Below are 24,637 nucleotides of genomic sequence, written 5' to 3' on the forward strand. Positions count from 1 at the left end.
CAGTCACGTCGCTGAAGTACTTGATGTTGGCCATTTCTCTCTCCTTGTTCATTCGTAAGCCCGCTCTAGGAACGGGCTGGCGGATGAATTCCGGAGCAGCGCGCTACCTGGCTGTTCCCTCGCAACTCTCAAGTAATCCTTGATAGTTGGTCATCGGCTCCAAGCCACGCGCTGCTTCTTCAATCCACCGCAGGGCCAGCAGTCCAGTTGCCAGCCAAGGGATAGATAGCCTCATGCAGTGGCACCTTTTGTGCGCTTGCATCGTCGTCTTTGATCAGGGGAAGAGGATTGCGCCCTGGGCCTAGCCACCTTGCGGTCATTGGCCTGTTCTATCGCTTTGCTGGTTGTTAAAGAGCGGTGTTGCGGTACTTCTGCTGCACCCGACTCCGTCACTAGCTGGCTTCCGCCTAGGCGTTCTGCGTTTCGGGTTGCGTTAGAAGAATACTAGCGCTGCTAGTATTGGCGTGTCAATAGCACCGCTAGTACAAAGTTGTAACGGACGAAAAAAAACCCGCCGAAGCGGGCTATTCAGTGGCGCTTGAAGTCAAGCGTCTCGCGTTGGATCGTGGTAGTCGCGTCGATGAGGTGAAAGAAGTGGGTCGATGTCAGACCGCAGGCGCTCCAAATCAAAGGATATTTCGGCCGCTACTTCTCGAACAATTGCGCGTGTGTACTCTTCACGGAACTGCTGTTGGAAATGCAAACGCTCGACTCGATAGAACACGGCGACCATGCCCCAGCCCAAAATAGCGAACAAAATCGACGCTGCTTCATTGCGCGTCCACGACCACGCCAACCCACCGAACGCAAACATGGCCACCCAGGACCATGTCCGCTCTGGAATGCGTTTCGAATCTGCCCTGATAGCCTCCAACGACCCTGGCTCCAGGTAGTTCTGGCCGCTTGCGTAAGAACGATAATTCGCCACCGCTAAATCCCTCCTAGAGTTTGAACCCGACCCAGAAGGCTCGCCCTATAACTTCTATGTCGGGGTCTGCTTCATCTAGGTGAAGATCTGGATAACCGCCTGCAGGGTTTTCGGATCTGGCAATGAAGCCGCCGTTCCCCCTATAAAGCCGCTTTACAAGAAGATCTCCGTGAGATCTGAATGCATAGACCTTGCCGTTGACTACGGACGTGCTACCCCTGTTAACGAGAATTGTTGCGCCGTCTGGTATGAGGGGTTCCATGCTGTCACCCTTCACCGAAACTGAAACAGTTTGGTCCGGGGAAGCCCCTACGGAACGTAAGAAGTCTGCCCTAAACGAAAGGCGGGAAAGTTCGTCCTCGGATGTCACTAGCCGACCATGGCCAGCCGAAAGACGAACATCTAGCCGACGTATGGGAACGAATTCAGAGCCATCACCGGAAGTGGAGAGGTGATTGGATGCCTCGGACACTCTCTTGGCCAAGGTAGGGCTGATCTCATCGATAGAGCATCCCAGGCCATCGGCAAACTTCTTGACCGTATCGATGTTCAACGGGCGACGGCCGTTCATAAGCTGCCACACGTAGCCCTGGTTGCCAATCTCATACCTAACCCCGAACTCTGTTTGGTTCAGGCGAGCGTGTTTCTTGAACAGCTCTTTTAGACGCCGAGCGTCCTCAAGCTGCCATTGCTCGATTTGTGGTGATGCTTTTGCCATGTGCGGCAATGTAGCAACGCTAGTAAGCTGCGCAACTCGCATTGCTATTGACTCCTAGAACTAGCGTTGCTAGTATTGGGCCATGAACATCGCCCAATACCTCCAAAAGACCGGCACGACCCAGGCTGCATTTGCTAGCGCCGTGGGCGTCACTCAATCCATGGCCTGGCAGTGGATCAGCGGTAGGCGTCCGATTCCTATCGAGCGCTGCGTAGATATCGAGCGGGTCACCCACGGGGAAATCTCCCGAGCAGATCTCCGCCCAGATGATTGGGCGCGCATCTGGCCCGAGTTGGTGCGATGAGTTCAATGCACAACCCCCATTCCCACGTCCCGGCTCATACGAGCCTCGTCTTGCTCGCAGCAGAGCCTACGAAAGATGTCCATCACGGCGCTTTCGCTGGGTTCTTCGAAGGCGCGCAGGGCGATGTCTTGAGCTTTGGTCAGCAGGGTTTCGGTTTCAGTCACGTTCTTTTTCTCTCTCATTGACAGGATGTACACGATGAGTACGCAACCAGTATCTGCCGACCGGCAGGAAATCACCCGCAAGTTAGCCGCAAGAACTGAGTCGGAAATATTGAGGCGGCTTGCACACGTCACGCAGGTCCGTGCAGCGGAATTGGCTGGTATTGATCCAAGCACAATGAGTCGCATGAAAGAGGGCCTTTATCAGTATTGCTTGATGCTGGCTTCCGTCGGTCTTCAGGTGTCGCCGAAGAACTCCGTTGTGACTACGCCGCACGACCAGAAGGTCCTGAAGCGATGGGCCGCGAACTGGTTGCTGGCCGAAGTCGAGAGCGAAGACGAGGCCTAGCGATGAACAAGTCGCGCATCCGTGTCACGCCGGCAACCCGCCAGATGCTGATCCAGGCTGTCCTGAACGCCCCTGACGGTCACTATGTGGCTATCCAGGAGCCGAACCGCAGTCTGAACCAGAACGCCAAATTGCACGCCATGTGCGCGGACATCGCGGCGCAGATGACCTGGATGAATCGCAAGCTGGGCGTTGAAGACTGGAAGCGCCTGCTTGTCGATTCCTGGATGCGCGAAACCGACCGTATGCAGCTGGTGCCGTCTTTGGATGGCAAGGGCGTTGTTTCTCTTGGCCAGCAAACCCGGACTATCAGCGTCAAGGACATGGCCGAACTGATCGAAAGCATCCAGGCATTCGGTGCCATGAACAGCGTTCAGTGGACCGATGAGCCGCACATCCCGGGGTGGGTATGAGCACCGATTTCAAATTTTGGTTCTTGATCGTTCTGTCGGCGATTTATGGCGCCTCGTTATTGCCCAAGTGGTTGTCATGGGTTTTCTGCTCCGTGACTTATGCCGCGGCTGTGTTGGTTTGGTGCGGGGTTATGTCATGAAAGGCAAATCTCCCTCAGCCGCTCAGAAGCGGTTCCATGACGCGCTGTGCCGTGATGTCGGCTGCGTGGCCTGCCGTATGGATGGCATTGGCAACTTCAATGTCCTGATCCATCACATCGACGGGCGCACGAAGCCGGACGCGCATTGGCTCGTTCTGCCGCTCTGCGCCGGCCATCATCAAGACGGCACCGGAGCCCCTGGATTGATTGCTGTGCACCCCTGGAAGGCCCGCTTTGAATCGGAGTACGGACGCCAGCGCGACTTGCTGATATCCGCTATCGAGGTGCTGCAGGCCCGCGGGCATGTGGCCCCTGACGCAGCCCTAGCAGCTGCTGGAATGCTGGAGGCAGCGTAATGGCACGCGCAAGAAACATTAAGCCTGGGTTCTTCAAGAACGACACTTTGGTGGAACTCCCGTTCGAACACCGTCTTTTGTTCGTTGGACTCTGGACATTGGCGGATAGAGACGGGAAGTTGGAAGACCGGCCCAAGAAAATAAAGATGGAAATCTTCCCAGCCGACAACGTGGACGTTGAGCAAGGGCTGTCTCTGTTGGCTGAAAACGGCTTCATTGAACGCTATGAGGCAGAGGGTGTGAAGGTCATCATGGTGTGCAATTTCTCTAGGCACCAGAGCCCGCACCACACAGAGAAGGCAAGCACGCTTCCAAGCAATAACGGTGAAGCAACCGTTAATGAACGAAAGCAAGACGGTGGAAATCCCCCTGATTCACTGATTCCTGATTCACTGATTCCTGATTCAAACCAAGCCGCTGTCGCGGACGGCAAGCCGTCTCGCCCGACAACCGCCAAGGAGCAGATTTTTGCTCGTGGCCTTCCCTTGCTAACAACTGCCGGTCTCGTTGAAAAACAGGCCAGGACGTTGCTTGGCTCGTTCTGCCGTGACTTCCCCGAGGAATCGATCTTGGCCGCCATCCAGGCATGTGCTGACGAACAGGTGCTGGAACCGGTCGGCTACATGCAGCGCGTGCTGAGGTCATCTGCGCCAAAGCGCCAGCCGAGAGAGCCGACCCAAACGCAGAAGAACAACGATTGGATGAAAAACCTGTGGAGCGATCCGCAACCCGAAATGCGAGACATGGGGACTTTCGATGCAAGCACTGGCCAACCGGTTTGACGTACCACAGGGCTTGCCGATGCCCTGGATAAAGAAACTCTTCCAGCGCTTTGCCGCGATGTACGGCGACAAGCTGCCGAAGATGTGGGGATCGGTCCCTGATGCGGCGATGCACGAGGTGTGGGCTGAAGACCTGGCGGGATTCTCTGGCGACGAGATCGCCACCGGCCTGCAAGCCTGCAAACAGCGTGAATGGCCGCCCAGCCTGCCCGAATTCATGCGCCTGTGCCGGCCGTGGATGTCGCCGGAGGTTGCGTACCACGAAGCGGTGCACGGCCTGTCGTGCCGGCGCCGGGGAGAAATGGGGCATTGGTCGCACCCCTCGATTTACTGGGCAGCTATCTCGGTGAGCTCGGTAGACCTGTTGAACAGCACCTACGGCTCGATTAAAGGCCGCTGGGAGAAGACTTTTTCGGAGGAGCTAGGGAAGGGTAGCCACCCACCCATTCCGGAGCCTAGAACGGCTCTACCGGCTCCGGGCCAAACGGTGGCGACGAAGGAAGAGGCAGCTGAAGCTTTGAAGAAGATGGGCGCCGACAAGGCACTGGACCAGACCGGGAAGAATCCGCGGCGCTGGAGTGCGAAATGGGACGAACGCATTGCCAAGGGCGAACAACCGTCGCCGACCATCGCGGCGATGCTCAAGAAGGCGAAAGGAGAGGAATCATGAGCTTTGCAACTCACGACAAATGGGGCGTGGCGATTGTCAATTGCCTGCGCATCTATGGCCCCCACACGATCAAAGAGGTCGGAGAACTGATCGGATTGGATCAGCGCAGAGCGGACGGCGTAATCCGCAGATTGATGTGCCAGGGCCACGTCGAGCAGACAGGGGAGCGCAAAGGTACTGGATCAGGACGTGCGGCGATCTACCAATGGGTCGATGTTGAGGACGAAGAGAAGCCGCAGCCCATGATTAACGTCTATGAGCGCAAGCGTGCCGTTGCCATGGCTGATGAACTGGTTCGTACATTGCGCGCTGGATGGAACCCGAACTCGGTCGACCCTTTCCGCGTGCTGCGGGCGCAGGTGGCGGCATGAGCGCGGCAAAGCCAAAGTACTTCGTCGCTTCTTTCCATACATGCCACATCAGCTATCGGAAGCTGTCCGCGTTCGAAGATCGTAACCCGAGGATGTTCGCCCTCAGTAACGCTGCTTTCCAAACTTGGGAAGAGGCCCACCAGTTTGTGGTGCAAAAGCGCAAGGAATCCGTGGGCCGAGCCAGGAAAGAACTGAGGAGCGCTGAGAAGCAACTAGCCAGAGCCTTGGTCATGAAGAAGCCGGAGGCGCCGGTATGAACCGCTCCTACGCCCTAGGTCGCCTCAAGACCGGCCAGCTAAACAAGACCGAGCAAGCCTATGCCGACTACCTTGGCCAGCTCCAGGCCGTGGGCGGCATCCTCTGGCATAAGTTCGAGGGGATGAAGTTCCGCCTGGCTGATAACACGTTCTACACGCCGGATTTCGCGGTGATGGCGCCCGACGGTCAAATCGAACTCCATGAGGTGAAGGGGTTCTGGCAGGACGATGCGCGGGCCAAGATCAAGATCGCTGCGGACATGTACCCGTTCAAGTTCATCGCCGTGAAGGCCCGCGCAAAGCGCGATGGCGGCGGCTGGCAAGTAGAGGAATTCTGATGAAACAAGCCACCAAGCCCAGCGAGATCAAGCCCATGCAAGCGCGGGCATACGTCCCCAACATGCAGATGCGCCAGGTAGCCGAGAAGCTAAAGGGCCTCCCGCGCCCGGTAACGCTATCGAGCAACGTCAGCAACTTCCGGTATATGGAGGGGTGGGATGGATAAGCCCAGAATAAAACGGAGCATGATCGTGCAGCGTCACTTTCCCCAAACGTGCGTTATGGGATGGGTATGCGCTTCATTTCGGTCATGCGGCTACGGCATAACCCCTCAAGCTGCATACAGTGATTGGTACCGCTCCCGGCTTGCAAGTTCTTCGATTGATTGGATGGGAAAGCTACGGCTTGCCTATCCCAGCCCCATGCATGGAGGGAACCCCAATGCGAACCAACCTTGAAATTCTCCTGTCCGACTGGGGACATCGCCAGGACATTCGGAAGGATCGCGCCCTGGGCTATCCGACCGCCGCGGCATTCTCCAAAGAACGCGTAGACCACGACGGCTGGGGATACAGTGGCCCTGAGGCATGCGCAGCCGATGGCGATATGTTGAGAATCGACGCCGCTATCAACCATCTGCACCCGGACATGCGCGTCATCATCACCGCGCACTATGTGTGGGCTGGGCCGGTCAAGCGGAAGGTGGATCTGCTGCGCACCACTCGCACCGCTTACTACGAAACCCTGGAATACGCCCACAAGCAGCTATCGCACACGATGGGGGGCAGCTACGCAACAGGCTACGAGACTAAATTGTCCGGACACCTAGCGGAACTGTCCGGATGTATTTAGAGTATTACGTGCAGGCTGTGTAAGTGTCACTTGTGCGGCCGCTTGTAGAGCGCCAATGTGCTTCGCGGGTTTGGGTTCTTCCGCTTTGACGACGGGCTACAAGTTAGGGAACCCACCAAGCCCCGGCGGATATCAATGCGCGCTGGGGCTTTTTCATTTCCGCGAGTATCAGACTGCCGCCTCGGGAACGCGCTTCAAGCCCTGGTCCCTCCTGTTCGTAGGCGTTGATCCTTTGCAGGCGGCAGCCTAATACTCGTGATCTACCGAGAGCAGACATGCAAGAGATTCTGGTATTTCTCGCCTACATCGCAGCAATCGCGGTGTGCATCTCGATTGCGGTCTGCGCCCTCGCTTTCCCGGTGGTGAAAGCCATCAGGTTCTGGCGCGGGCACTGAAAGAAAATCAAAGGAAATCAAATGGCACGAGGCGGAGCGCGCCCCGGGGCCGGACGTAAACCCGGCATCCCGAATCGGGTGACGGCAGACATTAAAGCGCTGGCGCAGAACTATGGCGAAGAGGCTATCGACACGCTGGCCAGCATCATGCGCAACGTTGACACCCCACCGCAGGCGAGAGTAGCGGCGGCGAAAGAGCTGATCGAGCGCGGCTATGGGAAGGCATCCCAACCCATCGGCGGCGCTGACGACTTGCCGCCAATCAAGGTAGCAGCAGTAGAGCTGACCGATGACCAACTCGCTTCCATCGCCGCAAGCAGCAGCCGCTGAGCTGCTGGCCCGGCGTAGGGCGCGGGATGGATTGGTTGAGTTCACGAAATACACGTTGCCATCGTACCGGCCTGCGCAGCACCACCAGGAGATAGCGCGGGCATTGGAAGCTGTGGAGCGCGGAGACTGCAAGCGCCTGATGATCTGCATGCCACCCCGGCACGGAAAGTCTGAGCTCGCATCGCGCCGCTTCCCTGCGTGGTACTTGGGGCGAAACCCCGACAAGCAGATCATCGCCGCTAGCTACAACGGCGATCTGGCCGGCGACTTTGGCCGAGAAGTTCGAAACATCGTCGCAGAGCAGGAATTCAGCGCTCTCTACAAGGTATCGCTGGCTGCTGACTCCAAGGCTGCGAACCGTTGGCATACCAGCGGTGGCGGCATGTACGTGGCAGCAGGGGTAGGGACCGCAGTAACTGGTCGCGGCGCACACATCTTTCTGATCGATGACCCGTTCAAAGACCGGGAAGAGGCTGACAGCGAACTCCGCAGGCGCCGGGTGTGGGATTGGTACACGTCGACCGCATACACGCGGTTGATGCCAGGCGGGGCGATTGTCCTCATTAACACCCGGTGGCACGAAGACGACCTTTCTGGCCGTCTGCTAGAGCAGCAGGAGCATGGTGGGGACAAGTGGGACGTTCTTAGCCTTCCCGCTATTGACGGTGCCGGCCGCGCTCTTTGGCAGGAAGACTACCCGATCGAGCGGCTGTTGCAGATCAAGGCTGTGCTACCTGAGCGGGATTGGAATGCTCTCTACCAGCAGGATCCGGCGCCCGACGACGGCAGTTATTTCCGCCGCGATTGGTTCAAGGAATGGAAGGAGAAGCCCCGCGATTTGGCCATCTATGGCACCAGCGATTACGCGGTGACGGATGGCGGCGGGGATTACACGGTTCACCGGGTATGGGGAGTAGACCCATCTGGTGACATCTACCGGCTCGGCGGATGGCGCGGCCAGACATCTGCTGATGAATGGATAGAGCGAAAGCTCGATTTGATTCAGGAATGGCGCCCCTTTGCCTGGTTTGGTGAGGCTGGGGTGATCCAGAAGGCAGTCGAACCGATGCTAACCCGCCGTATGCGAGAGCGGAACGTGTTTTGCCGTATGGAATGGCTGCCCAGCGTATCGGACAAGCCAAGCCGTGCACGCGGCTTCCAGGCTCGTATGGCAATGGGCCGGGTTTGGTTTGAGCCTGGCGCGGAGATCAGCGAATTCCTGAAGTTCCCCACTGGGAAGAACGACGACGACGTCGACACGGCGTCGATGATCGGACGCGCGCTAGACGAAGCGCATCCTGCGGTGGTGAGCGCTAAGGCGCAACCAAAGGCGCAAGACAGGTGGGACCGCGCATTCGGCGCATCAGACCCTGATGAATTTGACTGGAAAGTGGCATGAACGTGAGATTGGCAACCTTGGACGGTGAATATGTGCCCGATGCGGCCCTAGCCACGTCCGGCGGTCAGTACGATCACCACTTGGACCGGCTCGTCCGCGATTTTGAGGCGGCCGAGGATGGAACGCGCGACGCCCGCCTGCGCGCTGAGCGCAACCGCGATTACTACGACGGCAAGCAGCTCACCACCGAGGAAATCGCCGCGCTGAAAAAGCGCGGGCAGCCTCCCGTAGTCGTCAACTACATCAAACGCAAGATCGAGATCCTGCGCGGCTTGGAGCGACGCTCCCGCACTGACCCCAAGGCATTCCCGCGCAACCCGCAGGACGAGCAGGGCGCCAACGCCGCCACCGACGCGCTGCGCTTCGTGGCAGACGAGAACGATTTCGACGTTGTGCGCTCGTCGGTCTACGAAAACATGATGATAGAGGGGTACGGCGGCGCCGATATTGTCGTCGAAGAGGCTCCGAATGGCGATGTGATCGTCTCAGTACAGTATGTCCCCTGGGATCGCCTGGTGTACGACCCGCACAGCCGCAAATCGGACTTCTCTGATGCGCGTTATCGCGGGATCGTCATCTGGATGGACAAAGCCGACGCGATGGCCACCTACCCGGACCGGGAGGATGCCATCGAGGCTTCCCTGGCGACCGGCGCCATGTCGGAAACCTACGACGACCGCCCTAAGGACGGCATGTGGTCGGACAACCGGCGCACGCGCGTGCGCATCGTCCAGATGCATTACCAGGATGCCGACGGCACCTGGATGGTGGCCACGTTCACGCGCGGCGGGTTCTTAGTTGACCCGCAAGTCTCCCCCTATGTAGACAAGTACGGGCAGCCAACCCCCTCTCTGATCATGCGGTCCTGCTACATCGACCGCGAAAACAATCGATACGGCGCGGTCAGCGACTGGATCGACACGCAAGACGAAATCAATAAGCGCCGCTCCAAAGCCCTGCATCTGCTGAACCAGCGTCAGACCTATGGCACGCAGGAAGCCGTCAAGGATGTGGCGAAGGCCAAGCGCGAGCTCGCGCGCCCTGATGGTCACGTCGAATTGAATGGTGGGGCCACGTTCGGCCAGAACTTCGGCATTCTGCCCACTGGAGATATGGCCGCGGGCCAGATGCAGCTACTGCAGCAGGTCACCGCTGAAATGCAGGCAAGCGGGCCTAATGCCTCCTTGGCAGGCAAGGATCAGCGCCAGCTATCGGGCCGAGCTATCCAATCCCAGCAGCAGGCCGGAAGTATTGAGGTCGAGCCTACCGTGGACGAGCTGCGCCAGTGGACGCGCGACGTTTACGAGGCGGTGTGGCTGCGCATCAAGCAGTTCTGGACTGACGAAAAGTGGGTTCGGGTCACGGACGACGAACGAAACATCAAATGGGTCGGCTTGAACAAGACGGTGACCGTAAAGGACCGTTTGGCCCAGCTTCCGCCCCAGATGCAGGAGCAGGCCCTCATGCTGGCCGCGCAGCAGTTCGGCCTACCTCCCCAAGACCCGGCGCTGCTCGAGCAGCCTGTGGCGGTGGAAAACGATGTAAGCGGCCTGGATGTGGACATCGTCATCGAAGAGGGCCCCGACCTGGCCACTCTGCAGGGGGAACAGTTCGAGCAGCTTGCCCAGTTGGCTCAGTCCGGCGTGCCCATCCCGCCCAAAGCCATCATCCAGGCGTCGAGCCTGCGCAACAAGGACCAAATCCTGGACGAAATGGAGGCCGGAAACCAATTGCCGCCCCAGGTTCAGCAACAGATTCAGGCGATGCAGCAGCAGCTCCAGAAGCAGGGCGAAGCCATGCAGCAGATGCAGCAGCAACTGCGAGAAAAGCAAGCAGATCTGGCTATCAAGGCCACCGACGCCGAGACGCGCCGCATGGCCGTCATGAAGCCCGACCAGCAGCAGCCGGTCGACCCGATGGCGCAGCAAGTGTCCGTCGCCAAAGACGTCGCAGACATCCGGAAGACCAACGCACAAGCGCAGCAGACTGAAGTCGAGACTGCGCTGCTAGTCACGATGCCAACCGCCCCAGAATTCAGGGGAAGCGTCAGCATCTGACGAGTCCCAGTTTCACAGCCGCCTTCGGGCGGTTTTTTTATTCCGCCGCCGGGGAATTCGGGCGTTAAAGCTGCCGCCGGGCTGAATCGGGCGTGAAGGTAGAGCGCAATGAGTGATCAGGACTTCGAGACTATTTTCGACGGTAAGCAACCCGCAGAACCGCAAGCTGAACCAGCGCCCACCACGGCGCCGGAACCGCAAGCTGAACCGCAGGAAGCTCCGAAGGGCGAAGCGCAGGAACCGGCATCTGCCGATCCGGCGACTGGGGAGCCGCCAGCCCCTGGAAATGAAAAGAATGTCCCGCTTGCCGCGCTTGAGGCAGTACGCAAGGAAAAGACGGACTGGAAGGAAAAGGCTATCCGCTACGAGGAGCAGATCAAGCAGTTGGAGGCGCGTCAGCATGCGCCCCAGCAGCCGCCGCAACCTCAACGCGAGATGACACCGCAGGAATTCGCCTTCAACGAGCGTTTGCACACGTCGGAATTGCTTGCACGCGAAAAGCATGCCGACATGGACGAAAAGCTCGCTGCCTGGGAAGCCGCCGCTGCGAAGAATCCGGCCATGGGGGCCGAGCTTCTGAACCAGCGCCACCCCTGGGAATACGTCTACCAGCAGGGCGCGCGCTTGCTCGCGATGCGGGAGATCGGCGACGACCCTGCGGCATACAAGGAGCGCTTGCGCCAGGAACTTTTGGCCGAAATGCAAGCGCAACCGGACGCGACTGCCCAGCCCGCTCCGACCCCTGCGCCCGCCGCAGCTTTGCCCACTTCCCTGGCCACCGCCCGATCGACCGCTGGCAGATCCGCTGCGGCGTTTACTGGGCCACGGCCGTTCGACGACATCTTCAAATAAAGGAGCCGTAAATGGCTGAAACTACCGCACGCGCGGGGCTTACCCCGCAGATTTGGGACTCGGAATACTTCGAGGAATACGTCCGCGAGAACCGTTACCGCCGCTTCATGGGTACCGGCGAATCATCGATCTTCCGCACCAAGGAAGATCTGTCCCGCAAACCGGGTGATCGGGTCACCTTCGCGGCTGTGCGCACCATCGGCGGCGGCGTCCGTGGCAACACGGTGCTGGAAGGCAACGAGGCCGAACTGGACATGCGTTCCATGACGGTTGCGGTCACCCCGCGCCGTAATGCGGTCGTCATGACCGAGTGGGACGAGCAGAAGTCCGCGATCGACATTCGCCAGGCCGCCCGCGGCGCGCTGAAGCAATGGTCGTTGGATTCGATGCGCGACGACATCACCGCTGCGCTGAAGTTCATCCCGAACGCTGCCGGCATCATGGTGCCGTACGAGCAGGCCACCGAGGCCGAGAAGGACGCCTTCCTGGCCGCCAACGCTGACCGCGTGCTGTTCGGTGCGGCCAAGAGCAACAACGCCGGGAACGACTGGTCCGCATCGCTGGCCAACATTGACAACACGGCCGACAAGCTGACGCCCCAGCTGATCAGCCTGGCTAAGCGCATGGCGCAGACCGCGACGCCGCATATCCGTCCCACGCGCACGACCGAAGACCAAGAATGGTTCGTGATGTTCGCGAATGCGCTGTCGTTCCGGGACCTGCAGAACGCTCCGGAAATGACCCAGGCGAACCGCGACGCGCGCGAACGCAATGTGCGCACCAACCCGCTGTTCACCGGCGGTGATCTGGTCTGGGACGGCGTGATCATCCGCGAGGTGCCGGAAATCGGCGTCATCCCGGGCGTGGGCGCCGGTGGCATCGATGTGGGCTTCAACTTCCTGTGCGGCGCTGGTGCCCTGGGCCTGGCTTGGGCGCAACGCACTCGCTCGACCACGGACGTCCGCGACTATGGCTTCCGCCATGGCGTGGGCATCCAGGAAATCCGGGGCATCGAGAAGCTGATGTTCGGCACCGGCCTGGAAGACCGTCAAACGCTGGTTCAGAACGGCGTTGTTTCCGTGCTGACCGCAGCCGTGGCTGACGCCTAACACCTGACCCAACTGAGACGAGACGAGGCGCCCACAGGGCGCCTTTTTCGTCTGTTCAAGGAGATTTTCATGGCAACTGTCAATGCCGCCCGCGTGGGCGATACGAAACCGCGCGACGTCATGCCCGGCGTGGGCGATGGCCAATCGGTCAAGGCGATCCCGTTTCGCTACGACTGGACTGCCGCGCAGCCTTCCGGAACTGTGATCCAGTCGCCGGTCATCCAGGCCGGCTCGGTGGTGCTGGACGTGATGCTGGTGACCAGCGGAGCGGGTACGGCGACCTTTGACGTCGGCTATGGCGGCGACACGGACTATTTCGTGGCCGCCGGCAGTGGCGCCGTCATTCGTGCGAACGCGGCCACTGCTTCGCCCCTGGTCCTGGCCACCAACGACACCATCGACATCTACACCGGCACCGCCTCCACCGGCGCTGCGGGCTATGTGGCCGGGTACATCTTGGTGGTCCCCCGCAACACGTAAGCCAACCGCGGGCCGGCCTTCGGGTCGGCCCGCTTGGAGACCTGCATGGAAACGATCAAACTTACCTTTACGGGCGACCCCTCCCACCCTGGCGAGAAGCGTCAGGATCTGGTGATCGGCGAACACACTTTCCCCCTCGGGAAGCCGGTGGACGTCCCGGATACCCCGGCATTCCGCAAGCTTGCGGCCAACAGTCACTTCAATGGTGGCGCCGTCGCAGACGATCACGACGATGCCAAGCCGAAGACCGTCGCAGAACTGAAAGCTGCATTGGACGGCCTGGACGTGCCGTATCCCGACGGCGCGCTGAAGGCTGACCTGCAAGCGCTGTACGACCAGGCGACGGCGTAAATGGCGACCAAACGCGAGCTGGCCCCGCGCGTACTGCGCAAGCTCACCGTCCTTGCTGCCGGCGAAAGCGCCGACGCGGCTGATATCGAGGTGGTCGAGCAAAAGCTGGACGCAGTCCACGCTGCGCTCGAAACGCGCGGGCTGCTCCGTTGGACGCTGAACGATGTTCCTGCCTATGCCCAAGAGCCGTATGTTTTCATGGGCGCCTACTTGGCCGCACCTGAATTCCAGCGTGCGCCTGACGCATCGTTGTGGTCGTCAGGCATGCGCGAGATTGAGGCGGCGGTGGCGCTCACGGACGTGGGCGTGACGCGGGCGGAGTACTTCTGATGGAAATCGCTGTTGCTCTGAATGGCGCGAAGCGCCGCGACCTGCGCCTGTATGAGGGCGACGAGGTGACGCTGACGGTCAAGGTGTATCAGCGCGACGGTGACGAAGAGCCGATCGACCCGGCGCAGGTCACTGACCTTGCGATGACGACGGTGGGGCCTTTCGACGGGCTGATTCCCGTCGGCAGCTCCTTCACCGTCCCGGTAGGTCTGTGCTGGCGGAATTGGTACACGCTCAAGGGCGTGGTGAACGGTGTACCCACCACCCTTGCAATGGGCTGGATCCTCGGGTACGGCACGCCTGATCGACCGCACCCGTGGGGCAATGACTACGGCTGGCGCTGGCCTTATGGCCCAGGCAATTGGGGGGTCATTCCATGGTAGAGATCCCATTCGTCGGCCCCGCCTACCGCGCGCGCAGCATGAATCTGAACGCGCAGCGCTGCGTGAACTTCTACCTGGAAGCCGGCGGCCCTGACGGTCGCGCCCGTGCGGCGCTGATCGGCACGCCGGGCTTGGTGCGCAAGCTGGTGCTGCCAAACGCGCCGTGTGAAGTACGCGCGGCCGAGGTGTTCAAGGGCGAACTGTGGGTCGTGGGCGGCAACAAGCTGTATTCCATCACGAAGGCTTGGGTAGCGACGGAGCGCGGCACGCTGGATACCAGCACCGGGGATGTGTCGATCCAGGCCAATAGCAGCCAGTTGATGCTGGTCGATGGCGTGTCGGGCTACATCTGGGACAACCCCGACGCAAGCTTTGGCCGGATCGCCGATGGAGAATTTCCCGCCGGTGCGCGCACCGTCTCCTACATCGACAGCTACTTCGTGGCTGAGACGCCGAACGCCGAGCAGTTCTCGATCAGCGCGCTGGGGGACGGTCGCACCTGGGACGGCACCGACTTCACCAGCGCCGAGGGTGCGCCGGACAACATTGTCACGCACCTGACCGACCATCGTCAGCTTTGGGTACTCGGAGAAACCACAGTTCAGATCTATGAAAACACGGGGAACGCGAATTTCCCTCTGGAAGCCAGCGGCACTGCCTTTATCGAGGTCGGCTGTGTAGCGCCTGCCAGTGCGAAGCGGTTCGACAATTCGGTCGTGTGGCTGGGGCAGGACGAAAACGGACAGGGCATCGTGTGGCGCGCGGCCAACTACAACCCGGCGCGCATGTCGGACCACGGCCTTGAGTTTGCGATGCAGAGTTATCCGCGCATCGATGACGCCCGCGCGTTCACATATCAGCAGGACGGGCACACGTTCTACGTGTTGACCTTCCCCAGCGCCGACGCAACCTGGCATTTCGACGCCGCCACGGGCACCTGGGCCGAGCGCGCCTGGCTGGACTCCGGTACCGGCAAGCTGCATCGCCACCGCGCCAACTGCCACGCTGCATTCAACGGTCAGAACATCGTGGGCGACTGGGAAAACGGCATCCTGTACGCCCTGGATTTGAACGCGTTCACCGATGACGGCGCGGCGATCCTGTCCTTGCGCGCGGCGCCGACGTTGGCCGATGAACAGAAATTCCTGTTTTACGGTTCGCTGCAGGTCGACGTAGAGGCGGGGGTGGGCCTGCCGACCGGCCAGGGTGAAGATCCGAAGATGATGCTGCGCTATTCGGACGACGGTGGTCACACTTTCAGCAACCGGCGCGAGGCGTCTATGGGCCCGATCGGCAAGTACGGCGCCCGCGCTAAATGGAACCGGTTGGGCCGCGGGCGCAATCGCGTGTTCGAGATCAGCATTACCGATCCCGTGAAGCGCGTGATCTTGGGCGGATATGCTGACGTCGAGAAAGGGACCGCCTGATGGCCGACCCTATCCAGCAGGTAACGCAGATCAACCTGCCAAATCCGCGCACGGTACTGATTCGGGTGCCGCTGCCGAATGGCGGGGAGGCGCTTGGCTATCCGACCCGCGAGTTCATGGCCTTGTTGCGCCAGTTCACGATCCGCGTGGGAGGTACGGGCGGTGATGTCGACATCATCACCCCGGACAGCGACATCATGCCGCCGCTGGGTGGCCCGTTGGCCGCGCAGGACGCGGCGCTGAGCGTCGAGTCGCTGAGCATGCTTGGAGCTTCCGGGCTTCAGGACCTGGTGGCGCAAGCGGTTTCGGTCGAAATGCAATGCATGCCCGGGCGCACCGAGCCAGCTCGGCCTGATCTGGGCGAAATGGTCGCTGGCCGCTCGAACTTGGACAGCCCCTTTGCGACTGAGACGATATTTGCCGCTGGCTATGTGCCCCCGCAAGGAGGGGCGGCGATCTCGGTCACCGCGTCGCCTATGACCTACACAGCGTCGACGCGTGAAGAGCTGCATGTGGCTGGCGGAACGGTGAGCGCAATTTCGTTCGCCCGCGGTTCGCTGACTCTGCCGGTCGGCGTAGTGCCGGCGGGCCAATTTATCGAGTTGTCCCCGGGAGACCGCGTGGCCATCACCTACACCGCTGCACCCACTTTGAACCGAATCCCCCGCTGAGGAAGCTATGCAACGAATCCCCGTACCTATCCCCGCCGCACAGCTGACCACGAGCGCCGCTCCCTATTACACGGCGGCAACCGGCACCACGGCCACGATCAACAACCTGTCGCTGACCAACACGACGACAGGCGTCGTTTCGTTCACGCTTCACCGCGTGCCGAGCGGCGGCACGGCGTCGGCTGCCAACATGATCGGCAACACGGTTGAACTGCCTGGCCGCGCTACGGCAGTGCCCCCTCAGGCCATCGGGCTGCAGCTTTCTCCTGGTATGACCTTGCAAGCCCTGGCCAGCGCAGCTGCGTCGATCACGATTGCCGGCGGCGCTTACGAGACCTCCGGATCCTGATCATGCTGCACGTATGCCGGGACGTCGAGTTCGTGAACTCGGTGATGAACCACCCTGAAGTTCGCCCGTTCGTAGGGCCTGGCCCTGACGAACTGGACTTGGCTGCATTCATGGCCGAACCGCGCAACATCGTGCTGGCGAACGAGGACGGCTGTTTCCTCTTCCATTGGTACACGAACGGCGTCTACGAGGTGCACACCAACTTCCTGCCGAAAGGGCGCGGGCGGAAATCTCTGGCTGCGGCACAGGCCGCGGCGCATTGGATGTTCACGAAGACTGATTGCACGGAAATCCTGACCAAGATCATTGCTTCGAACGCGGCGGCGGTGTGGCTGACCGAAAAGATGAACTTCCGGCATCTGTTTGACAGCCCCCGCGAAGGTTGGGGGGACGTTCGGTACTACCGAATGGGATTCCATGATTGGGTGGCCTGCGATAAGGAGCTGCCCGGCCGCGGGCACTGGTTCCATACCCGGCTCGAGGTTGAACGCGGCAGCGCCCCGGGCCATGACGATGATGCTGTCCATGACCGGTATGTGGGCGCAGCAGTCGAAATGATCCTGGCTGGGACTTTGCAGAAAGCCCAGCTTCTATACAACTCGTGGGCCATGCTGGCGGGATATGCCCAATTGCAGATCCTGAGCATGGACCCGCTTCGCCTTCACATCGGCGATGGCGAAATCACCGTCCAAGACGGTACTTTTTTTCATAGGTGACATATGGCGGGCGGCGCACTTGGAGCAGTTGGGAGCGTGGTTGGAGGTATCACGGGCTCGGATGCAGCTGATTCGGCTGCGGATGCGCAGCGGGATGCTGCTCGTCGATCGGAGGAAACCCAAAAGTGGTTCTACGAGCAGAATCGGGGCAACCTGGAGCCGTACAACCAATTCGGCCAGGCAGGGATGAATGCGCTCGCGTATCGGCTTGGCCTGGGCGGTGTGAGTCCTACGGGGCAGTCGTTGAGCAACCTAACATACGACCAACTGCGGGCTGAGCTATTGCCGCAGTTCACGTCCCAGCAGACCAGCAGCACGTCGGATCGGCGCCCTAACATTTTTGAACAGATGGGGCCATTTGCCCAATTCATCCCGGGCGCGGAGTACGAAATTGGGCGAAACCAATCGTCGACGCGGGATGTAATCGACAGTGCGGGGCTGGAGGCCGCTATCCAACAGCGCCTACAACAGCAGCAGGCCGCTCGGGCCGGCGCGCAGAACGACCCGCTGTATGGTTCGCTGCTGAGCACATACAAAGAATATAAGCCGTTCTCCATGGAGGACTTCCAGGTCGATCCAGGCTATGCGTTTCGTCAGCAGCAAGGGGAGCAGGCGATTGAGCGCATGGCCGCGGCGCGCGGCGGCCTGAACTCTGGGCGCGCGGCGAAGGACTTGGCCGCCTACAACTCCGGGCTCGCGAGTCAGGAGTACCAGAACGCCTACGGCCGCTACAACAACGACTACCTGACCGGCTTCAACTCGTTCAACACGAACCAAAACAACATTTACAACCGTCTCATGGGCGTCACCGGCGTTGGGCAAAACGCTGCAAATGCCCTGGCCGGCGTTGGTGGAAATGCTGCCAGCCAGATTGCAGACACCCAGTTGCAGGCTGGCAACGCCGCGGCTGCGGGCGCTGTTGGGCAGGCAAATGCCTGGAGCAATGCGCTCGGTGGAGTAACGAATTCGCTGCAGGGCGCGATCGCCCGAGGGGCAAATCAAGGCACGAGCGGGTACAGCGGAACCTTCACGCCTACGACGGGCGTGGGAGGCCTAAGCAGCGGTCAAGGCGTAAACGGGTGGTGGTAAATCATGGCTCTTGATTCTCGAATTCCTCTTGCTGTTCAGGCTCCCCAGATCCAGAACTACACGAATGCACTCTTCGACGCCACGCGGCTGCGAGGCGCCCAACAGGACGTGGCAGACCAGCAGCGTGTCAGTGCGGAGCGCAACGCCCTTGCGGACGTATTGCGCCAAGGACAGGTCTTTGACGCCCAGGGTCAACTGACGCCCGGTGGGCTGGGCCAAGTCGCGCAGGCGGCTCCGAGCCAAGTGCCCGCATACGCACAGCTGGCAAACCAGCAGACGCGCCTGAACCAGCAGGATCAGCGGCAGGGCGTGCAATTGGCCATGCAGCGGCAGGACTGGGCGCGGCAGGGAATCGCTGCCTCTCTCACGCCTGATGATGCGCGCAGCTACGTGCAAAGTGGTTTGCAGTTTGGAGTGCTGGATCCCCAGACTGCCCAACAGATTCTCGGTCAGATACCCTCGGATCCAGCCGCGTATGGACAGTGGAGAACAGCGATGGCTCGGCAGTTGATGACACCTGCTCAAATTGCTGAGCTGGACAATGGGAAGTGGTCCGCCCCGCAGCAAAGTGCGAGCGGATTCTTCAGGGCTGGGCCGAAGGGCGTCGAGTTTTACACGGATCCCAAAACTGGCGAGCGCATTCTCCCGGTGACTGTCGACCCCAACGCGCAAGGAAACGTCGCTCAAGCCAAGGCGCGTGGCACAGCTCAAGGGAAAGCCCAGGTTGAGAACGAGCAGGGCTTTGGCCAGGCGGAGGCCACTGCCAACCAGATCATCGGCGTGATCGATAAGGCGATCAACCACCCTGGGCGCGAGTATGCGACAGGCCTTTCCTCGGTATTGCCCACTTTGCCAGGAACCGACGCCGCCGACTTTGGCGCTGTGCTGGACCAGATCAAGGGGCAGGCCTTCCTGCAGGCGTTCGAAAGCCTCAAGGGAGGCGGCCAGATCACGGAAGTGGAAGGTCAAAAGGCTACTCAGGCTATCGCTCGACTGGAGCGCGCACAGAGCGAGAAGGAATTTTTGCAGTCGCTTCAGGACCTGCGCGGCATCGTTGCCAGCGGCCTTGAACGTGCCCGGCGCAAGGCGGGTGGTGCGGCGCAAGCAAATGCTGCGGGTGGTGGAGCAGCATCCTCTGGCGCCGCGCGTCCCAGCCTGAACGACATTTTCGGGAACTGAAATGGCGACTCCGCAGGAATTCGCGCAGCAGTACGGTCCGCAGGCCGCCGCGGTTGGTAAGCAAATCGGGGTCGACCCAACCGTCTTGCTCGGGCAGTGGGGGCTTGAGACGGGGTGGGGCCGATCGGTAGTTCCTGGCACGAACAACCTTGGAAACATCAAGGACCTTTCCGGCGCCGGGGTCGCGGCTACCGACAACATGACCGGGAGTGTTGATCGATACCGCGCGTACGACACGCCGGACGCATTCGGGAATGACTTTGCCGGGTTGATCAATCGTCGCTATCAGGGCGCTTTGAACGCAGGAACTGATGCCCAAGCCTACGCCCGTGCATTGAAGGCAGGCGGTTATGCGGAAGATGCCGATTACGAACGGAAGCTTGTAGCTGCTACGGATTTGGTGCGTAAGTCGGGCGGACTGCTCGACCGAGCAGCACAGGCAGTTTTGCCATCTGCTCAAGCAGCATCTGCACCTGATTTTGGAAGTAAGGTTCGCACTGCAAGGGAAGCGGGGTACTCCGATGCGGAGATCATGCAGCACTTGGGTCAATCCCAAGGTTTCGCAGATCGCATGGCGCGCGCTCGTGAAGCTGGATATTCAGATGCTGAGATTTTCCAGCATCTTGGGTTGCAGAGCGCGCAGGCTTCTGAAGCCCAGCCGCAGGACGAGGAGGTGGCGCGCGGGCCGGACGGCGTCATGCGCATCGAAATGTCGCAGGAATCCAACCCGGCTGCCGCCGGTGCGCCGCCGCAAGAACGCAGCATGCTGGACCGCATCGGGCGCCAGATCGGGCTGACCGCGCGCGCTGGCGTCACCGGTGCGACCGGCCTGGCCTCGATGGGCACGAACGCGGCGATTTCAGGCATCAATTCGCTGTTCGGAACCAGCATCCCGCCTGCCGACGTTGGGGCGACGCTGTCGGCCGTGGGCCTGCCCGAACCTGAAAACACCGTCGAGCGCGTGGCTCAGGATGTCGCCGGCGGCATGGCGGGCGCTGGATCAGTCGCACAGATCGGCCAGTCCCTGGCGCAGAATGCAGTCGCGCCGCTGACCCGAGCCATAGGCGGTCAGCTCGGCGCTGGCGTAGGCACGCAGGTCGCATCGGCGGCTACTGGCGCGGGCGCGGCCGGCGTGGCGCGGGAAGAGGGCGCGGGCGCCGGCGGCCAACTGGCTGCCGGCCTGGCTGGTAGTCTGGTGGCGCCGGCCGTACTGTACGGAACTGGAGCGGCGACGCGCGGCCTGTTGCGAGGTGGAGAACAGGGGCGCCAGACGGTGGCGCGCAACTTGGATGAGTTCCAGCGCGCCGGCACCACCCCGACGCTGGGTCAGGCCACCGAGCGGCCCGTGTTGCAGGGGCTGGAAACGGTCATGTCGCAGTCGCCGGGTGGCGCTGGTGTCATGGCGGCACGCGCCGCGGGTCAGGTAGACGACATCGCCAGCGAAGTGGGCAATATCGTCAGCCGCCTGTCGCCGCGCGCCGGGGCTCTGGAGGCGGGCGAGGCTGTCACGCGCGGGCTGGAAGGGTTCAAGGCGGGCGTGAAGCGCGTGCAAGGGCAGCTTTACGACCGCCTGGACGACTACATACCGCAGAACGCGCCGGTGCAGGTAGACCGCACGCGGCAGGCCCTCGCCGCGCTGAACTCGGACATCGACGGCGCGCCCGCGCTCAGCCAGATGTTCAAGAACAGCAGGATCAAGGGTATCGAGAATGCCCTCCTTTCGGACCTGGATTCGGGGATGACCGCCTATGGCGCGCAGGCATCGCGCCGGTCGTCCACACTGCCTTACGAGTCGATCAAGAAGCTGCGCACGCTGGTGGGCAAGGAAATCGACAACACCAATTTCACGTCTGACGTTCCGCGCGACAAGTGGCGTGCGGTGTATTCTGCCCTGTCCGACGACCTCGGCGACGCCGCCGAACGCGCAGGCCCGGAAGCCTATGACACGTGGCGCTGGGCAAACCAGTTCACCCGCGATCAGGTTGGGCGCCTGGACGATCTGGCCAGCATCGCCGGCCGGGACACCCCGGAGAAGGTATTCAACGCCGCGATTGCTGGCAGTCAGGACGGCGACACCATGCTGCGCCGCGTGGTCAGCGCCATCCCGAAGGAGAACCGCCGGGAGCTGGCCGCCGCTGTGATCCAGCGCATGGGCCGCGCCACGGTCGGCAACCAGAACGAAGCCGGCGACGTCTTCAGCACATCGACCTTTCTTTCGAATTGGAATCGGCTGTCGCCTCAGGCCCGCGAGACGCTGTTCGGGCGGATTGACGATCCGAAGCTGCTAGGTCAGTTGGAAAATTTGGCCAAGGTGTCCACCAACATCCGGGACGGCTCGCGCTATCTGGCGAACCCGTCCGGATCGGGCCCGGCGGCCGCGCGCCAGGCCTTGCTGGGTGCCGGCGCGCTTGCTGCGTTCACTGGTAACGCACCGGCCCTGGGCGCGCTAGGCGCCGGCCTAGTGGGCACCAATCTGCTGAGCCGTGCCTTGACCAATCCGAATGCCCTGATGCGGCTGGCGCGGCCGACCCAACTGGACATGCCCGCGGTGCTGGGTGGCCTACAGGGGCTGGTGCCGCGGGAATGATCAGGGGAAGAAGGAATAGACGAAGAAACCGGCCAAACCGATCAGCACTACCGGCAAGACGATCACCATCAGCCCCCACCCGATAAACCGAAGCTCACCGCCGGACCCGTTGGTCCACCACTCCCTGAAGCCGTAGCGCTCGACTTCGGTTGCTTTCCAGATCGTCTGAAGAATTTTCATATCCACATTGCCCCGCCCCGTGCGGGGCTTTTTTTTGAGGTCAAGAAATGGCCGTCGCGACTTACATTCTGCCCCGCTTTCAGGCCATCGATGATTTCGGTCGCCCCATGGTGGGCGCCAAGCTTTACACCTACCGGAACAAGACCACCACGCCGGCGCCCACGTATCAGGATGCGCAGCAAAGCGCCGCCAATACGAATCCGATTGTATTGGATGCCTCCGGCGTAGCGATCATTTACCTGCTGACGGGCCAGACGTACACGTTCGTCCTGCGTGACAAGAATGATGCGGCGGTGTGGTCGCAGGACGATGTTTCCGGCGTTGCGACTCCTGGAGACATTGACGCGGTCGATAAAAAGCTCCGAGAGGACTTGGCCGGCGCTGACAGCGCCACGCTCGGGCTAGGAATGATCGGATACTCGCCGGAGATCGAGTACCCGATTTCCTCTGCCGCCTACCAGGTGGAGGGTATTCGTCACCTGTTCGACAAACCTGCCGTGCAAGCGACGGAGTTCAACCCGGCAATCACCTATTCGGACAACGACTACACGCCCTATGTCGACTCGCAGGGCGAATCGTTGTACCGGCACAGCCCGCGCATCGTCCGCGCACCTGACGGCATCTATCACATGGTGTACAGCCGCGGGAAGATGCACGGCTATGGCGGTCTGACTGAGGCAAACGCGGTAGATCCTGAAGGCAAGATCATCTACGTCAATAGCCGGGACGGTCGAAAGTGGGAAAACGAGCAGGTAATTTGCCTCCCTCTGCCCGCTGACCCCGGGTTTAACCCCTTCCGTACGGTATTTGATTGCCATATCGGCGTGACCCCGACCGGCCGTATTGCCGTGGTCGTCAGCGATATCCCTCCTCCGTCTGCCCAATGGGGCCGCGACACTGGAAACACGAAATATCGCCTGCTGATCAACGATCACCGCGGGGCGGCCACGACGCCCGATGGCGACCCGGCTTGGATTGAGCGCGGGGTTTTTTTCGAAGCATCCGGAGACTATGCGCGGGTTTATTGCTCAGCAATCAAGTGCATTCCCAAGATCGGCGGCGGCTACCGCATGGCGTTTGCGGATTACCGTCGCACCTCTCCCACGCTGGTGCCTGTCGGGATGTTCTATTCCGACGACAATTTCGACACGATGCCGCAGCGGGGCGCCGACATCTTCCAAAACGCCGCCAACACCGAGACCGATTTTGCCTTCTTCGATGCAAAGCTCGGGTTCGCAGTGGCGCGCGGTGATTTCGCTACGGCCATGACGGAGGATGGTGGCGAATCGTGGACGCAGATTGGCACGGCAGCGAATTTCGACCGGGTTATCACGGGAAATACCATTGCTCCGGTCCTGCACGCGTTCAATTCGAGGGGAACGCCTTCGCTGCTGATGGGCTTTTCAGAGCGTGGGGTGACGCCGCGCAGCATCCGCTGGGTGACGACGTCGATTCGCGAAATTCGGGCGTTCAGGGATGCGGTGATCGCCAGCACCCTTTACACGCCTTGGACCATTGTTTCCCAGAGCGGGCCCGCATTCAGTGGCTCGGGCGGGTACCACTCGCCCATCATGTTCGAAGACGGATCCTGCTTCTATGTGGACACCACGGACACGACCGCAGACCCGGTTACCACCTTCATGCGCGCGCAGTTGCGCTTGGTGCGACTCAGCATCGCGAATCTGTTCCCGTATCGGTACGGGCTGATGGTGGGCTCCGATCGGACGTACTTCCGCCAGTATCACGAAGACGAGCTCGACTACGTTCCGGCGCTGACTGGCACGACGACTACCGGCACCGGAACGTACGTGTCTCAGCTGGGGACTAACACACGGATTGGGAACATCTGCCATTTGAATGGCAGTTTCAACCTTACCGGGCAATCCGGTTTCGCTGGTTCCCTTCGAATTTCAGGTGTCCCCTATCAATCCATGAGCAACCAGACCCAGCTTGTGCAGGTGATGGTCACCAGTGGAATGGGCGGATCCTGGAATTCGGCGGATAGAGTGCTGGCCGCCATTCCGCCCCAGGCGAATTACATGGTCCTGTACAAGCAGCTGGCCTCAAACAATTCCCTTGTCGGCCTCGCGCCCGCAGACATCGGCACCAACTTCACCATCACATTGGCGGCGCATTACCGGTGCCGCTTCCAGGGCTTGCAATAGGAGAGAGG

The 24,637-nt window shown here is 61.0% G+C and carries 31 protein-coding genes; 27 read left to right on the forward strand and 4 right to left on the reverse strand.

What is annotated here, in order from left to right; translation table 11 throughout:
- Positions 1–544 precede the first annotated feature (544 nt).
- Both CEY09_RS32095 and CEY09_RS30385 read right to left on the reverse strand, forming a co-directional pair.
- The gene (locus CEY09_RS32095) at positions 545–928 is read right to left on the reverse strand and encodes a hypothetical protein (protein WP_143219591.1); all 384 of its coding nucleotides are present in this window, start codon (positions 926–928) and stop codon (positions 545–547) included.
- A 13-nt stretch (positions 929–941) separates the two neighbouring features.
- Complete coding sequence (locus CEY09_RS30385; protein ID WP_158218695.1) at positions 942–1,646, reverse strand: LexA family transcriptional regulator; 705 nt, start codon at positions 1,644–1,646, stop codon at positions 942–944.
- A gap of 82 nt (positions 1,647–1,728) precedes the next feature.
- Here CEY09_RS30385 and CEY09_RS30390 point away from each other — a divergent pair, with 82 nt between their 5' ends.
- Positions 1,729–1,950, forward strand: coding sequence for a transcriptional regulator (locus CEY09_RS30390; RefSeq protein ID WP_088591476.1), 222 nt, complete (start codon positions 1,729–1,731; stop codon positions 1,948–1,950).
- Positions 1,951–1,952: 2 nt separating this feature from the next.
- On the opposite strand, the gene CEY09_RS30395 is transcribed toward CEY09_RS30390, so the two are convergent.
- On the reverse strand, positions 1,953–2,114 hold the full coding sequence (locus CEY09_RS30395; protein ID WP_167390190.1) for a hypothetical protein: 162 nt from the start codon (positions 2,112–2,114) through the stop codon (positions 1,953–1,955).
- A 34-nt stretch (positions 2,115–2,148) separates the two neighbouring features.
- Here CEY09_RS30395 and CEY09_RS30400 point away from each other — a divergent pair, with 34 nt between their 5' ends.
- The 25 genes from CEY09_RS30400 (at position 2,149) to CEY09_RS30520 (ending at position 22,284) form a co-directional block, all read left to right on the forward strand.
- On the forward strand, positions 2,149–2,460 hold the full coding sequence (locus CEY09_RS30400) for a CII family transcriptional regulator (protein ID WP_088591478.1): 312 nt from the start codon (positions 2,149–2,151) through the stop codon (positions 2,458–2,460).
- Between the two features lie 2 nt (positions 2,461–2,462).
- On the forward strand, positions 2,463–2,873 hold the full coding sequence (locus CEY09_RS30405; RefSeq protein ID WP_158218696.1) for a recombination protein NinB: 411 nt from the start codon (positions 2,463–2,465) through the stop codon (positions 2,871–2,873).
- Positions 2,845–3,369: a Ref family recombination enhancement nuclease gene (locus CEY09_RS30410; RefSeq protein WP_234818438.1), complete on the forward strand. Its 525-nt coding sequence runs from the start codon at positions 2,845–2,847 to the stop codon at positions 3,367–3,369. The genes CEY09_RS30405 and CEY09_RS30410 overlap by 29 nt, the downstream gene beginning before the upstream one ends.
- On the forward strand, positions 3,369–4,151 hold the full coding sequence (locus CEY09_RS30415) for a hypothetical protein (RefSeq protein ID WP_088591480.1): 783 nt from the start codon (positions 3,369–3,371) through the stop codon (positions 4,149–4,151). The genes CEY09_RS30410 and CEY09_RS30415 overlap by 1 nt, the downstream gene beginning before the upstream one ends.
- Entirely contained in the window at positions 4,126–4,821 is a 696-nt protein-coding gene (locus tag CEY09_RS30420) for a hypothetical protein (RefSeq protein WP_113914620.1), read from the forward strand. The genes CEY09_RS30415 and CEY09_RS30420 overlap by 26 nt, the downstream gene beginning before the upstream one ends.
- Positions 4,818–5,192: a hypothetical protein gene (locus tag CEY09_RS30425; RefSeq protein ID WP_088591482.1), complete on the forward strand. Its 375-nt coding sequence runs from the start codon at positions 4,818–4,820 to the stop codon at positions 5,190–5,192. The genes CEY09_RS30420 and CEY09_RS30425 overlap by 4 nt, the downstream gene beginning before the upstream one ends.
- Positions 5,193–5,445: 253 nt before the next feature.
- On the forward strand, positions 5,446–5,787 hold the full coding sequence (locus CEY09_RS30435) for a PDDEXK family nuclease (protein WP_088591484.1): 342 nt from the start codon (positions 5,446–5,448) through the stop codon (positions 5,785–5,787).
- The gene (locus CEY09_RS32225) at positions 5,787–5,954 is read left to right on the forward strand and encodes a hypothetical protein (protein ID WP_158218697.1); all 168 of its coding nucleotides are present in this window, start codon (positions 5,787–5,789) and stop codon (positions 5,952–5,954) included. Before CEY09_RS30435 ends, CEY09_RS32225 begins: the two co-directional genes overlap by 1 nt.
- 215 nt (positions 5,955–6,169) lie before the next feature.
- Positions 6,170–6,580, forward strand: a complete 411-nt coding sequence (locus tag CEY09_RS30440; RefSeq protein ID WP_088591485.1) for a hypothetical protein — start codon at positions 6,170–6,172, stop codon at positions 6,578–6,580.
- Positions 6,581–6,996: 416 nt separating this feature from the next.
- On the forward strand, positions 6,997–7,305 hold the full coding sequence (locus tag CEY09_RS30445) for a hypothetical protein (RefSeq protein WP_088591486.1): 309 nt from the start codon (positions 6,997–6,999) through the stop codon (positions 7,303–7,305).
- Complete coding sequence (locus CEY09_RS30450; protein ID WP_088591487.1) at positions 7,265–8,704, forward strand: terminase large subunit domain-containing protein; 1,440 nt, start codon at positions 7,265–7,267, stop codon at positions 8,702–8,704. The genes CEY09_RS30445 and CEY09_RS30450 overlap by 41 nt, the downstream gene beginning before the upstream one ends.
- Complete coding sequence (locus tag CEY09_RS30455) at positions 8,701–10,761, forward strand: portal protein (protein WP_088591488.1); 2,061 nt, start codon at positions 8,701–8,703, stop codon at positions 10,759–10,761. Before CEY09_RS30450 ends, CEY09_RS30455 begins: the two co-directional genes overlap by 4 nt.
- A 108-nt stretch (positions 10,762–10,869) precedes the next feature.
- Positions 10,870–11,613, forward strand: a complete 744-nt coding sequence (locus CEY09_RS30460; protein WP_088591489.1) for a hypothetical protein — start codon at positions 10,870–10,872, stop codon at positions 11,611–11,613.
- 11 nt (positions 11,614–11,624) lie between these two features.
- A complete protein-coding gene (locus CEY09_RS30465) occupies positions 11,625–12,722 on the forward strand; it encodes a phage capsid family protein (protein WP_088591490.1) in 1,098 nt (365 codons plus the stop codon).
- A 69-nt stretch (positions 12,723–12,791) separates the two neighbouring features.
- Positions 12,792–13,202, forward strand: a complete 411-nt coding sequence (locus tag CEY09_RS30470) for a hypothetical protein (protein WP_088591491.1) — start codon at positions 12,792–12,794, stop codon at positions 13,200–13,202.
- Between the two features lie 45 nt (positions 13,203–13,247).
- A complete protein-coding gene (locus tag CEY09_RS30475; RefSeq protein ID WP_088591492.1) occupies positions 13,248–13,553 on the forward strand; it encodes a hypothetical protein in 306 nt (101 codons plus the stop codon).
- Positions 13,554–13,883, forward strand: coding sequence for a hypothetical protein (locus CEY09_RS30480; protein ID WP_006224462.1), 330 nt, complete (start codon positions 13,554–13,556; stop codon positions 13,881–13,883). It abuts the gene before it with no gap.
- Positions 13,883–14,266, forward strand: a complete 384-nt coding sequence (locus tag CEY09_RS30485) for a hypothetical protein (RefSeq protein ID WP_088591493.1) — start codon at positions 13,883–13,885, stop codon at positions 14,264–14,266. Before CEY09_RS30480 ends, CEY09_RS30485 begins: the two co-directional genes overlap by 1 nt.
- On the forward strand, positions 14,260–15,693 hold the full coding sequence (locus CEY09_RS30490) for a hypothetical protein (RefSeq protein ID WP_088591494.1): 1,434 nt from the start codon (positions 14,260–14,262) through the stop codon (positions 15,691–15,693). The genes CEY09_RS30485 and CEY09_RS30490 overlap by 7 nt, the downstream gene beginning before the upstream one ends.
- Positions 15,693–16,364 carry a hypothetical protein gene (locus CEY09_RS30495; protein WP_088591495.1) on the forward strand — a complete coding sequence of 224 codons (672 nt, stop codon included), beginning with the start codon at positions 15,693–15,695 and terminating at the stop codon, positions 16,362–16,364. Before CEY09_RS30490 ends, CEY09_RS30495 begins: the two co-directional genes overlap by 1 nt.
- 7 nt (positions 16,365–16,371) lie before the next feature.
- A complete protein-coding gene (locus tag CEY09_RS30500) occupies positions 16,372–16,713 on the forward strand; it encodes a hypothetical protein (protein ID WP_088591496.1) in 342 nt (113 codons plus the stop codon).
- Between the two features lie 2 nt (positions 16,714–16,715).
- On the forward strand, positions 16,716–17,429 hold the full coding sequence (locus tag CEY09_RS30505; protein WP_088591497.1) for a hypothetical protein: 714 nt from the start codon (positions 16,716–16,718) through the stop codon (positions 17,427–17,429).
- A 36-nt stretch (positions 17,430–17,465) separates the two neighbouring features.
- Positions 17,466–18,518, forward strand: coding sequence for a hypothetical protein (locus CEY09_RS30510; RefSeq protein WP_143219592.1), 1,053 nt, complete (start codon positions 17,466–17,468; stop codon positions 18,516–18,518).
- A gap of 3 nt (positions 18,519–18,521) precedes the next feature.
- Positions 18,522–19,697, forward strand: coding sequence for a hypothetical protein (locus tag CEY09_RS30515; protein WP_088591499.1), 1,176 nt, complete (start codon positions 18,522–18,524; stop codon positions 19,695–19,697).
- A gap of 1 nt (position 19,698) precedes the next feature.
- Positions 19,699–22,284 (forward strand): glycoside hydrolase family 73 protein, encoded by a 2,586-nt coding sequence (locus tag CEY09_RS30520; RefSeq protein WP_088591500.1) that lies wholly within the window; start codon positions 19,699–19,701, stop codon positions 22,282–22,284.
- On the opposite strand, the gene CEY09_RS30525 is transcribed toward CEY09_RS30520, so the two are convergent.
- On the reverse strand, positions 22,285–22,464 hold the full coding sequence (locus CEY09_RS30525) for a hypothetical protein (RefSeq protein WP_088591501.1): 180 nt from the start codon (positions 22,462–22,464) through the stop codon (positions 22,285–22,287).
- A gap of 47 nt (positions 22,465–22,511) precedes the next feature.
- Here CEY09_RS30525 and CEY09_RS32425 point away from each other — a divergent pair, with 47 nt between their 5' ends.
- Positions 22,512–24,629 (forward strand): hypothetical protein, encoded by a 2,118-nt coding sequence (locus CEY09_RS32425; protein ID WP_175216788.1) that lies wholly within the window; start codon positions 22,512–22,514, stop codon positions 24,627–24,629.
- Positions 24,630–24,637 lie beyond the last annotated feature (8 nt).

The sequence above is a fragment of the Achromobacter marplatensis genome (genome assembly GCF_002209535.1).
Taxonomy (GTDB): Bacteria; Pseudomonadota; Gammaproteobacteria; order Burkholderiales; family Burkholderiaceae_B; genus Achromobacter; species Achromobacter marplatensis.